The 11909-nt window shown below is 56.1% G+C and carries 14 protein-coding genes and 2 rRNA genes; 2 read left to right on the top strand and 14 right to left on the bottom strand.

All coding sequences use genetic code 11. The annotated features are described in order from the left end of the window. The first annotated feature begins 39 nt into the window (after nt 1–39). Complete coding sequence (locus BLV11_RS15990; RefSeq protein ID WP_091816640.1) at nt 40–408, top strand: YraN family protein; 369 nt, start codon at nt 40–42, stop codon at nt 406–408. Further along, nucleotides 405–995, top strand: a complete 591-nt coding sequence (locus BLV11_RS15985) for a D-sedoheptulose-7-phosphate isomerase (RefSeq protein ID WP_091816638.1) — start codon at nt 405–407, stop codon at nt 993–995. Before BLV11_RS15990 ends, BLV11_RS15985 begins: the two co-directional genes overlap by 4 nt. A gap of 27 nt (nt 996–1022) precedes the next feature. On the opposite strand, the gene BLV11_RS15980 is transcribed toward BLV11_RS15985, so the two are convergent. The 14 genes from BLV11_RS15980 to BLV11_RS15915 form a co-directional block, all read right to left on the bottom strand. Continuing rightward, complete coding sequence (locus BLV11_RS15980; protein ID WP_091816635.1) at nt 1023–1430, bottom strand: ClpXP protease specificity-enhancing factor; 408 nt, start codon at nt 1428–1430, stop codon at nt 1023–1025. 53 nt (nt 1431–1483) lie between these two features. After that, a complete protein-coding gene (gene sspA, locus BLV11_RS15975; RefSeq protein WP_091816631.1) occupies nt 1484–2113 on the bottom strand; it encodes a stringent starvation protein SspA in 630 nt (209 codons plus the stop codon). A gap of 108 nt (nt 2114–2221) precedes the next feature. Beyond that, nucleotides 2222–2977: a cytochrome c1 gene (locus tag BLV11_RS15970; RefSeq protein WP_091816628.1), complete on the bottom strand. Its 756-nt coding sequence runs from the start codon at nt 2975–2977 to the stop codon at nt 2222–2224. Next, nucleotides 2977–4209, bottom strand: a complete 1233-nt coding sequence (locus tag BLV11_RS15965; protein ID WP_091816624.1) for a cytochrome b — start codon at nt 4207–4209, stop codon at nt 2977–2979. Before BLV11_RS15965 ends, BLV11_RS15970 begins: the two co-directional genes overlap by 1 nt. Continuing rightward, a complete protein-coding gene (gene petA / locus BLV11_RS15960; protein WP_091816620.1) occupies nt 4209–4805 on the bottom strand; it encodes a ubiquinol-cytochrome c reductase iron-sulfur subunit in 597 nt (198 codons plus the stop codon). Before petA ends, BLV11_RS15965 begins: the two co-directional genes overlap by 1 nt. A gap of 238 nt (nt 4806–5043) precedes the next feature. Beyond that, nucleotides 5044–5436: a 30S ribosomal protein S9 gene (gene rpsI, locus BLV11_RS15955; RefSeq protein ID WP_091816617.1), complete on the bottom strand. Its 393-nt coding sequence runs from the start codon at nt 5434–5436 to the stop codon at nt 5044–5046. 12 nt (nt 5437–5448) lie between these two features. Next, nucleotides 5449–5877, bottom strand: coding sequence for a 50S ribosomal protein L13 (gene rplM / locus BLV11_RS15950; protein WP_091816614.1), 429 nt, complete (start codon nt 5875–5877; stop codon nt 5449–5451). Nucleotides 5878–6070: 193 nt separating this feature from the next. Next, nucleotides 6071–6853 (bottom strand): TatD family hydrolase, encoded by a 783-nt coding sequence (locus tag BLV11_RS15945; RefSeq protein WP_091816610.1) that lies wholly within the window; start codon nt 6851–6853, stop codon nt 6071–6073. Between the two features lie 14 nt (nt 6854–6867). Next, nucleotides 6868–8448 carry a peptide chain release factor 3 gene (prfC, locus tag BLV11_RS15940; protein WP_091816607.1) on the bottom strand — a complete coding sequence of 527 codons (1581 nt, stop codon included), beginning with the start codon at nt 8446–8448 and terminating at the stop codon, nt 6868–6870. 84 nt (nt 8449–8532) lie between these two features. Next, nucleotides 8533–9018, bottom strand: a complete 486-nt coding sequence (gene rimI / locus BLV11_RS15935) for a ribosomal protein S18-alanine N-acetyltransferase (protein ID WP_245726054.1) — start codon at nt 9016–9018, stop codon at nt 8533–8535. Next, nucleotides 9015–9827, bottom strand: a complete 813-nt coding sequence (locus BLV11_RS15930; RefSeq protein ID WP_091816604.1) for a hypothetical protein — start codon at nt 9825–9827, stop codon at nt 9015–9017. Before BLV11_RS15930 ends, rimI begins: the two co-directional genes overlap by 4 nt. A 42-nt stretch (nt 9828–9869) precedes the next feature. Further along, entirely contained in the window at nt 9870–11420 is a 1551-nt protein-coding gene (locus BLV11_RS15925) for a 2-isopropylmalate synthase (RefSeq protein WP_091816601.1), read from the bottom strand. 186 nt (nt 11421–11606) lie between these two features. Further along, a 5S ribosomal RNA gene (gene rrf / locus BLV11_RS15920) occupies nt 11607–11721 on the bottom strand. A gap of 78 nt (nt 11722–11799) precedes the next feature. Continuing rightward, nucleotides 11800–11909 (bottom strand): 23S ribosomal RNA (locus tag BLV11_RS15915); the annotation flags it as partial.

Here is an 11909-nt window from a genome sequence, read left to right as displayed (position 1 = left end):
CTGCCAGAGCGACCGGATGTTCAGCAAGCCAGGGACGGCATGAATCAGAGAAAAGTGATTGGCGACCGTGCGGAGCAGGTCGCCGCCAGGTACCTATCCCGCCACGGCGTAAAAATTATTGCGCGGAACGTATTCAGCCGGGGCGGCGAGATAGATCTGATCGGGCAGGACGGCGCCACCCTCGTATTTTTTGAGGTTCGCTTTCGAGGCAAAGGCTCCAGGACAGCACCCGCCGAGTCCATTGGCTACCACAAACAGCGGCGCCTGCTGCGCGCCGCGGAGTATTACCTCCACCGCCATGGTAAGTGGGACTGTGACGCCAGGATCGATGTCATTGCGATATCGCCAGGCAATTGGGCCAGATATGACATTCAGTGGATAAAAAACGCTATTCAGGGCACAACATGACCGACGCTTACAGCTTGATCAATGGATGGTTTGCCAACCACATGGAGCAGACTGCCCACGCCGCCAGCGATACCGGCGAGGCGATCATTAACTCTGCGGATGCGGTTGTCGAAACCCTCCTTGCAGATGGAAAGATCATCGCCTGCGCCAACGGCAGCGCCAACATTCTCGCCCAGTATTTCTGTACGGCCCTGCTGAACCGGTTCGATCAGGACCGCCCGGCCCTGCCGGCCATCAACCTGGGCGCAGATGCCACGACGTACTCGGCTATTTGCCGCGACAATCGCTTTAACGATACCTTCTCGCGCCAGGTCCGTGCCGTCGGCAAGCCCCATGACCTGCTCATGGTCTTTGTCGACGATGGCCACAAAGCCAACCTGATCCAAGCCATTCAGGCCGCCCATGACCGGGAAATGCGGATCGTGGTTCTAAGCGCCAAAGAGAAGACCGACATCACGTCCCTGCTCCATCCCGAGGACCACGAGATCACCCTGCACAACCTGGCATCCAATGAAGCCAGCCCGCTCATGCTGGTCATTCTCAACGCCCTCTGCGCGCTTATCGATAACAAGCTGTTCGGCGCATAAAAAAAGCCAGCGTACGCTGGCTTTTTCTTATTTCACAACTTTGAGCGTCGGCCGCCCACTGGGCCTGTCGCCCCCACCCCCGGAGTTGATGGTGTCGTCACCAGGGCCATCAGGGTCCGGCGCTCCAGGCTCACTGCCGAACGCCATACCCTCGCCATTTTCCTTAGCATAGATAGCGGTCACAGCCTGCAAGGGAATGAACACCTGCATCGGAACACCGCCAAAACGCGCACTGAACTCAAGCGCAGAGTTTCCGACAACCAGTCCCTTGACCGCAGAAGGGCTGATATTCAGCACGATTTGGCCATTGGCAACATGCTCAGTGGGAACCTGAACACCCTGCACCCCCGCATCAACCACAATATAGGGAGTGCAGTCATTATCCAGAATCCACTCGTTGAAAGCCCTTACCAGGTAAGGACGACTGGACATCATTCTGACGTTATTCTCAGCCACGCATTCCCCCGCTATCCGGCAGCCGCCAGAAATCAGTTGCGAATATCTTCTTCCAGATCAGACAGGCTGGCCTTGAAGCTGTCACGGGCAAAGATCTTGTCCATGTACTTCAATACCGGCTTGGCCTGCTTGTCCTCAAGCTCAATACCCAGCGCCGGCAGGCGCCAGAGGATCGGAGCAATGCAGCAGTCCACAATGGTGAACTCCTCGGAGAGGAAATACGGCATCTCAGCGAACAGAGGCGCAGTGGCCAGAAGGCTTTCACGCAGTTCTTTACGAGCCGCATCGGCAGCCTTTCCGGTCGGCTGAGTCAGAATCTGATCAACCAGTGCACACCAGTCTTTCTGGATGCGATGGATCATCAACCGGCTATTGGCACGAGCTACCGGGTATACCGGCAACAACGGCGGATGTGGGAAACGCTCATCCAGGTACTCCATCATGATGTTTGGCTCGTACAGAACCAGATCACGATCAACCAGGGTTGGCAGAGCATTGTACGGATTCAGGTCAGCCAGCTCCTCCGGGGGATTGTCTGGATCAACATCGACGATATCCACCGTAACGCCTTTCTCTGCAAGGACAATCCTCACCCTGTGGCTGTAATGGCTAGCAGGGTCAGAGAAGAATGTCATTGATGACCGCTTGGTCACAACGCCCATAGAGTTACCTCACGTTTAAACAAACCGAATGGATCCTGAAACGCAAAAATCCAGCGGGCCACTTCTGTAGCCCGCTGGAGTTCAAGCGCTCGGATTATACCCGAATTCTCAGTGTACGTCTTTCCAGTACTCGCGATTGAGCAGGTAAGCAAACACGAAGAAGATAGCGATAAAGATAAGAACAAAGATCCCCAGACGCTCACGCTCAACCTTGACCGGGTCTCCCATGTAGGACAGGAAGTTGGTCAGGTCGTAGGCAAGGCTGTCATATTCCGCGGAACTCAGCTCACCTTCCAGCGCCCACTCGGTACAGGCCTCACCGTTACGAACGTCGCCGCTCAGCGGATCAATGTTGGCTTCCTGGCCAATGTGCGGAGGAGTCGCGCACAGACCTTGCAGCTCAACCAGCACGTGAGGCATACCAACGTTCGGGAAAACCACGTTGTTTACGCCCAGCGGACGGGTCTCGTCCTTGTAGAAGCCACGCAGGTAGGAATAGATCCAGCTTTCACCACGCAGACGAGACTCAAGCGTCAGGTCTGGAGGCGTGTTACCGAACCAGGTCGCAGCCTGCGCCTTGTTCATCGAGATATGCATCAGTTCACCGATCTTGGCACCGGTGAAAATCAGGTTCTCTTCATACAGAGGCACAGGAATACCAATGTCATCAGCCACCCGCTTGTAACGGGCATACTCCGCGGAGTGGCAGCCCATGCAGTAGTTGGTGAACAAGGCAGCGCCACGCTGCAGCGATGCTTGATTGGTATGATCCGGCTCCATCGGATCCAGATGCACGCTACTTCCCGCAGCCATTCCAAGGGCGGGCAGGAATGCGATAAACAGACCAACAATCAGTTTTCTCATTATCCTGTCACCCTCTCTGGTACTGGCTTGGTTTTCTCAATCCGCGTATAGAACGGCATCAAAATGAAGTACAGGAAGTACAGAGTGGTCAGGATCTGAGCCGCCACAGTACGCTCCGGAGTTGCCGGAACAACACCCAGATAGCCGAGAATCACGAAACTGACGACGAGGATGGCCAGGGCAATCTTGCTCAGCCAGCCCTTGTAACGAATGGACTTAACCGGGCTACGATCGAGCCAGGGCAGCACAAACAGAATCGCGATTGCAGCACCCATGACCACAACACCCCAGAACTTCGCTGGCAGGCCGAACAGATCAACTGTAACCGCACGAAGCATCGCGTAGAACGGCGTGAAGTACCAGACCGGCGCAATATGCTCAGGCGTCTTCAGGCTGTTGGCTGGCTCAAAGTTCGGCTTCTCGAGGAACAAACCGCCCATTTCCGGGAAGTAGAACACCACGATACAGAAGATGAACAAGAACACGCCAACGCCCAGCAGGTCGTGAACGGTGTAATACGGATGGAAAGGAATGCCGTCTTTCGGAATACCGTTCTCGTCCTTGACCTTTTTGATGTCCACACCCTGTGGGTTGTTGGAACCCACTTCGTGCAACGCCAGCAGGTGAAGTACAACCAGGCCCAGCAGTACGATCGGCAACGCGATAACGTGCAGGGCAAAGAATCGGTTCAGGGTAATGCCGGAGATCAGGTAATCGCCACGAATCCACAGAGACAGGTCGTCACCGATCACCGGAATGGCACCAAACAGGTTAACAATAACCTGAGCACCCCAGTAGGACATCTGACCCCAAGGCAGCAGGTAGCCCATAAAGGCTTCAGCCATCAGCGCCAGGTAGATCAGCATGCCGAAGATCCAGATCAGCTCGCGAGGCTTCTGGTACGAGCCGTACATGATGCCGCGGAACATGTGAAGGTAGACCACAACGAAGAACGCCGAGGCACCTGTGGAATGCAGGTAACGCAGGAGCCAGCCCCACTGCACATCACGCATGATGTACTCAACGGAGGCAAAGGCGCCTTCCGCAGACGGGTTGTAGCTCATGGTCAGCCAGATACCGGTAACCAGCTGGTTCACCAGCACAAGCATCGCCAGCGAGCCAAAGAAGTACCACATGTTGAAGTTCTTCGGCGCGTAGTACTTGCTCATGTGCTTTTCGTAGGCTTCTACGATAGGCAGACGAGCGTCAATCCACTGAATCAGCTTTTGCATTACGCGGCCTCCGGATCGAGCCCAACGGTAACCGTCGAGTCGTTATCGTAACGATAGGGGGGAACTTCCAGGTTCAGCGGAGCCGGCTGGCTCTTGAATACCCGCCCAGCCATGTCGTACCGGGAGCCGTGACACGGGCAGAACATGCCACCCAGCCAGTCCGCACCCAGGTCTTCCGGAGCCACTTCCGGGCGATAGCTTGGCACACACCCCAAGTGGGTACAGATACCCACGAGCACAGCCAGTTCCGGCTTCAGGGAACGGGTTTCACCCCGAATGTACTCAGGCTGCTGTGACGCTTCCTCAGACTGCGGATCCTTGACCCGTTCATTCATGTCTGTCAGGTTGGCAATCATTTCCTCAGTACGGCGAATCAGCCATACCGGCTTGCCTCGCCATTCCACGGTGATCTGCTGACCCGGTTCCAGTTTGCTGACATTGACGGTGACCGGTGCCCCCGCTGCTTCCGCTTTGGCACTGGGATTCCAGGATGCCACGAAAGGAACAGCCGCACCGACGGCGCCGACACCACCCACTACCGACGTTGCACCGATCAGAAACCGGCGCCGGCCTTGGCTTACGTCGCCATTACTCATTATGGTTTTCTCCCATCAGGCGAGGCGCAGCCCGTCAATCCGACAGATGCGCATCGAAAAGGACTTCACGACCCAAAATTATAAGCGCACAAATGGTAATGAAATTGCCCCGGCCTTACAAGTCGCAAAGGCTTCCGCCACAAGGCTTTGCCGAACCAATTCATGACCTGAGGCAAGTCCACAAACAAAAAACCCGGCACAAAGCCGGGTTTTCTGGATGCCACTTTCTCCAGCGAAATTAACGCTTGGAGTACTGTGGACGCTTACGGGCCTTACGCAGACCAACTTTCTTACGCTCAACCTTACGAGCGTCACGGGTAACATAACCCGCTTTGCGCAGAGCCGGACGCAGAGTTTCGTCGTAATCCATCAGTGCACGGGTCAGACCGTGGCGAATCGCGCCAGCCTGGCCACTGATGCCACCACCTTTAACGGTGATAGTGATGTCGAAACGATCTGTGGACTCAGCAATAACCAGCGGCTGACGAACGATCATCCGCAGAGTCTCACGACCAAAGAATTCCTCAATGGAACGACCATTGATGGAGATGTTACCGCTTCCCGGCTTGATAAACACCCGAGCCGTGGATGTCTTGCGGCGACCAGTACCGTAATTTTGTGCTACAGACATATCCGCCTTCCGTTAAATGTCGAGTTCTTTGGGCTGCTGGGCTGCATGAGGATGCTCAGCGCCGGCATAGACTTTCAGCTTCTTGAACATGGCGCGACCCAGAGGTCCTTTCGGCAACATGCCTTTGACTGACTTCTGGATGATTTGCTCGGGCGCCTTGTCGACCAGCTTCTCGAAGCTGATGGATTTGATTCCACCCGGAAAGCCGGTGTGACTGTAGTACATCTTATCAGATGGCTTACGGCCAGTTACCCGCACCTGACTGGCGTTGATAACAACGATGTAATCACCAGTGTCGACGTGGGGGGTATACTCAGGCTTATGCTTGCCCCGCAGACGACGGGCGATTTCGGTTGACAGACGACCCAGCGTCTTGCCGGCTGCGTCTACAACGTACCAGTCACGCTTTACTGTTTCTGGTTTCGCACTCAGAGTCTTCATTGATTCCGCCTTGAACGCTATAAAGTAACGTTAAAAACCGCCCAATAGCCTCGGGAATTAGGCCTGCGGACAGCTTTTTACCTAAAGTTTAGTTGGCAGAGACATCATTCGGGGCTGAGATAATGTCATCGCCTTGAAAAGCCAGGGCGCGAAGTATATCCGAACTGCCCTTTAAAGCCAACCCTGCCCCGACCTATTTCGAGATTCCCTTATCCCACCCGAACAGCCGCCGCGTATTTTCGGTCAAGGCCATCGCCAGTTCCTCGACAGGCTCCGGACGCAAGGCCGTCAGTACCTCAAAGATGCGAGGCAGATACAGGGGGGAATTCTTGCCCTTCGCAACCCCTTCCGGCGCCATGTCTGGCGCGTCTGTTTCCAGCACCAGCGTGTCCAACGGCAAACCGGCAATAGCTTCGCGGGTTTTGCGGGCACGCGCATGGGTAATCACCCCCCCCACCCCGATCAGGCACCCCAGTGCGACCAGTTTCTTTGCCTGGTCAGCACTGCCGGAAAAGCCGTGAACCAGAATCGGAACCTCTGGCTTGGCCCTGCGCAATACAGCACAGACCTCTTCGTGGGCGCGGACCGAATGGATCACCAGCGGCAACTCCAGCTCGGCGGCCAGCCCAACCTGCCGCTCAAACCATGGTAACTGTTGCGACAGATCCCCGCGCAGGCGATCTAGCCCGCACTCCCCGAGCGCGACACAGCGGTTACCGCCCCCGACCAGCAATCGCCGCAAGAGATCCAGGTCACCGTCTGCGTGTTCGCCAATAAACCAGGGATGTATGCCAAGGCAATAGCTTAACCGGTCTGACATCGACGCGGTCTCGATCACCCGAAACCAATCCCCCTTCCGCACGCCAGGTATAACCAGACGGGTTACCCCGAGTCGCGTCATTTGCGCTAAAGTCGACGCGCGCTGCCCGTCAAACTCCGGAAAATCAAAGTGGCAATGGGCATCGACCAGCTCCATTTCAGCCTCGCGAATCAGTGCTCCCGGGTTTTATGGAACGTCACATCAGGGTAACGCTCCTCTGCCAACTGCAGGTTTACCATCGTCGGGGCAATATAGGCGAGCTGATCAGCGCCATCCAAGGCCACAAACTCATTGGCCTTACGCTTGAATTCGTCGAGCTTCCTCGCATCGCTGCTCGTCACCCAGCGCGCTGTCGCGACGTTGATCGGCTCATACACAGCCTCGACTTTGTATTCACTCTTGAGGCGAGCAACGACGACATCAAACTGCAGCACTCCGACCGCACCAACAATCAGGTCGTTGTTCTTCATCGGCCGGAAGACCTGCACCGCGCCCTCCTCAGACAATTGCACCAGTCCTTTCTGCAATTGTTTAGCCTTCAGAGGATCTTTTAGGCGGATACGGCGGAACAGTTCCGGCGCGAAGTTGGGGATACCGGTGAACTTCATGTTCTCACCCGCTGTAAACGTGTCCCCCAACTGAATCGTACCGTGGTTGTGGAGCCCGATAATATCGCCAGCAAATGCCTGCTCAGCGTGAGAACGGTCGCCCGCCATAAAGGTCAGCGCATCCGCAAAACGTACGTCTTTTCCAATCCTCACGTGACGCGCCTTCATGCCCTGGGCGTACTGACCGGAGACAATACGAAGGAACGCAATCCGGTCCCGGTGCTGAGGATCCATATTGGCCTGGATCTTGAAAACAAAGCCAGAAAACCCTTCATCCGTTGGGCTGACCGTGCGTACATCGGTCGCCCGCGGTTGTGGCGTGGGAGCCCACTCAACCAGTCCGTCGAGCATATGATCCACACCAAAGTTGCCCAGTGCGGTACCGAAGAAAACCGGTGTCAGTTCGCCAGCCAGGAAGGCCTCCAGGTCAAACTCGTGGGAGGCCCCTTTGACCAGTTCGATCTCATCGCGCAGATCACCAGCAAGGCTGCCCAGCACTTCGTCCAGCTCCGGGTTATCAATGCCACCGATGATCCGCTTTTCCTGAATCTTATGCCCCTGCCCGCTCTGATACAGAACCACTTCATCCCGCAGCAGGTGATAAACCCCCTTAAATCCTTTGCCCATACCGATCGGCCAGGTGATGGGCGCACAGGCGATGCTGAGAACGTCTTCTACCTCATCCATCAATTCGATCGGGTCTCGGGTGTCACGATCCAGTTTGTTCATAAAGGTCAGGATCGGTGTATCCCGAAGGCGGGTGACTTCCATCAGCTTGATGGTCCGCTCCTCAACACCTTTGGCGCTGTCGATGACCATCAGGCACGAATCAACGGCGGTCAGAGTACGGTAGGTATCCTCGGAGAAGTCTTCGTGACCCGGCGTATCCAGGAGGTTGACCAAGCGCCCGCCATAGGGAAATTGCATGACCGACGTGGTTACCGAAATGCCCCGCTCTTTTTCCATTTCCATCCAGTCAGACTTCGCATGCTGGCCCGACTTCTTGCCTTTGACGGTACCGGCTTTCTGAAGTGCCTGACCGAACAGCAATACTTTTTCAGTGATCGTGGTTTTACCGGCATCCGGGTGAGAGATGATGGCAAAAGTCCGGCGATTGGCAACTTCCTGAGCAAGAGTAGACATAAAAGACAACGACCTGATTCGGTAGCGAAAAATTGGAGCGCTAAAAGCGCGGTATTATAGAGTGCCCGGATGCCCGACGCGAACTCAGGATTGGCCCAGCGACAAAGACATCACCCGCGCATCTTCCCGCCCGGAGCCATCAGGATAATATCCGGGACGCCGCCCGATCTCCTGAAACCCTTCACTCAGATAAAGCCGGGCGGCCTGTTCATTGCTGGCACGAACTTCGAGAATGACGGCGACCATACCGTCATGGGCGGCGCTGGCAACCACATGCCGCAGCAGACGTCGACCTAACCCGCACCGGTGACTTGCCGGTGAAATACAGATGTTGAGCAAATGCGCTTCATCAAACTGGTAGGAAACGATCGAATAGCCAACCAGGCCGGCACTGCCTTCCAACGCCCACAGCCGGTAGTTTGGGTGAAAACAGTCGAGAAACACGCCCTTGGCCCAGGGGTGGGAGTAACTCTGCCGCTCAATGTCGATCACAGCATCCAGGTCAGTCTCAGTCAGCGGGCGCACAACCAGGCCGACCTCTGCCACACGCTGGTAATCACCAGCTCTCACCGGACCAGCCCCGGGAAATGTTTGAGACGCTCCCAAAGGGAACGCTTGGCATTGGGATCCGTCGACAACCCGGCAAGCGACGTTTCAAAGTCAACGAAGCGCTTACCGGGCAATGCTTTGAGCAGCCCCTCGCGCTCATCATCGGAGATCCCGGGTAACACACCGAGCAACACCAGTTCGCGATCGGGGTATTCCCGACACTGATCCCCGACAACCCGGCGGAAACCGTCGCGATCATTGCCGGGAACCAGCGGATTATTGAACACCGGCCACTGCACCCGAAATCCTCGAACGTCGGTCTGATTCAGCGCCTTGAGGATGTTCCTCGCCAAGGCTTCCTGCAACTGGTAGCTGGCATCGTCGCTGATCGCGCTGATCAGCATCACCCGCGCCCCAACCCAGAAGCCCCAGTGGGCCTCGAGAGGTTGCAGGTGGCCGTTTCCGGCCACCGGGAATTCTGGCTCGGCGTCCGGGAGCAATCCATCAGCGGCTTCCCCGGCCGATACCTTATCCGTGGCAAGCTTAGGGGCGGCCGTTGGCTCTGAAATAACAGGCGCTGGTGCCGTGGCCTCCTCAGCCTTTCCCGCCATAAGGCCCTGAATACGAGCCAGACGGTCGGCGCGTTCGGCGGCCTTGAGCTCTCCCGAAGGGGCCATTTCAGCAACAGGCTGAATGCTGACAGCCTCAGGCTCCGAAAAATCAAAGTCCGGGCTCGGGGCTGCCCCGGGCAAGGGTGCCCGCGCATACCAGAGCTGGATTCCCGCCTGACCGAGATAATACTGCCTGGCGGCCTCATCAAGCGGAGCCATTAACACCCCTTTCTATACCCACCTCACGCGCTCCGGAGATACTCAGACGTCAGCGCCTTGGGGGTGCTGACGGGTACCACCGCGACTGATCAGGTTAAGTGCCTCGATATAAGCCTTTGCAGACGCGATGATGATGTCGGTATCCGCACCCACACCGTTGACGATACGGCCGCCGCGCTCGAGCCGGACAGTGACCTCGCCCTGGGCATCGGTTCCGCTGGTGATGTTATTGACCGAATACAGCTGGAGGTTGCAACCGGAATCCACTAACGACTCAATTGCCTTGAATGTCGCATCAACCGGACCACTGCCCTCGGCTTCAACCTTGTGTTCCTTGTTCTCAACTTTCATGGTCAGCGAGGCCCTGGGAACAACCCCGGTTTCAGAACAGACCTGCATACAGACCAGTTCATACAGACCATCTTCGTCATTCTGCCGGGTGTCGCTGGCTATGGCCTGAAGATCTTCATCGAAGATTTCGTGCTTGAGATCGGCCAGCGCCTTGAAGCGGGTGAACGCCTCATTCAGCTCAGACTCTGTCTCGAACTGAATACCCAGCTCCTGTAAGCGGGTACGGAACGCATTACGACCTGAGTGTTTTCCCAGCACCAGGCTATTGGTATGCCAACCGACGTCCTGGGCCCGCATGATTTCGTAGGTTTCCCGGTGTTTGAGGACACCGTCCTGATGAATCCCGGATTCGTGGGCAAAAGCGTTCGCACCGACAATGGCTTTATTCGGCTGAACAGGGAACCCGGTAATGGTAGAGACCAGTCTTGATGCTGGCACGATATGCTGAGTATCGATACCCGTCTCGACCTTGAAGAGATCCTGGCGTGTACGTACCGCCATGACGACTTCTTCCAGTGAGGCATTACCAGCACGCTCACCCAGACCGTTGATCGTACACTCAACCTGACGGGCGCCGGCGTTCACCGCCGCCAGAGAGTTTGCCACCGCAAGGCCCAGGTCATTGTGGCAATGAACGGAGAAGATTGCCTTGTCTGCGTTGGGAATCCGGTTGAGGAGCTGCCGAATGGTTTCGCCAAACTGTTCCGGGATTGCATAACCCACAGTGTCCGGAATGTTGATTGTGCGGGCACCGGCATCAATGGCGGCTTCGATGATCCGGCACAGGAAATCAAGCTCCGAACGCCCGGCATCCTCGCAGGAGAACTCGACATCGTCGACGTGACCACGCGCCCGTGTTACCGCTTTTACGGCCTGCGCGACGACGTCATCCGGATCCATCTGGAGCTTGTGCTTCATGTGAATCGGTGATGTCGCAATAAACGTATGGATCCGGCCACGAGCGGCAGGACGGATCGCTTCAGCCGCCCTATCGATATCTTTATCAAGCGCACGGGCCAGGCTGCAGATGGTGGATTCCTTAATGCTCTCGGCAATGGACTTCACCGCCTCGAAATCACCCTGACTGGCGATCGCGAAACCCGCCTCAATGACATCGACCTTCAGCTTTTCGAGGGCTTTGGCGATACGCAGTTTTTCCGCCTTGGTCATGGTCGCCCCGGGACTTTGTTCCCCGTCCCTCAGCGTGGTATCGAAAATGACCAGTTTGTCTTTCTCGGACATGGCGTACTCCATCAGAAATTGTCGGTATCGTTTCTCGGGGAGTATATCACTGATTACAGCGGTTGGATTCTATGGAAGATGAGGGTGATCAGCACTGGTCATGGGGCCAACGTAGCGCTCGGCAGGTGTTCGAATTCGACATAAAAAAACCCCAGTACCATTCGGTACTGGGGTTTCGTATTAAGAGCCTGACGATGACCTACTCTCACATGGGCAACGCCACACTACCATCGGCGCAGGACTGTTTCACTTCTGAGTTCGGGATGGGATCAGGTGGTTCCAGACCGCTATGGTCGTCAGGCAAAACTGATGATCACTGGGAAAGGATGAGAAAGAAATGAGCGATTTCGTCGTTATCCGCAATTGTCTTGGGTGTTATATAGTCAAGCCGCACGAGCAATTAGTACTGGTTAGCTCAACGCCTCACAGCGCTTACACACCCAGCCTATCAACGTCCTGGTCTTGAACGGCTCTTAAGAAGGCTCGAGG

The sequence above is a fragment of the Marinobacter mobilis genome, from assembly GCF_900106945.1.
Classification (GTDB): domain Bacteria; phylum Pseudomonadota; class Gammaproteobacteria; order Pseudomonadales; family Oleiphilaceae; genus Marinobacter; species Marinobacter mobilis.
Note: the sequence above shows the minus strand (reverse complement) of the source record. Positions and strands in the feature narration are given on the sequence as shown.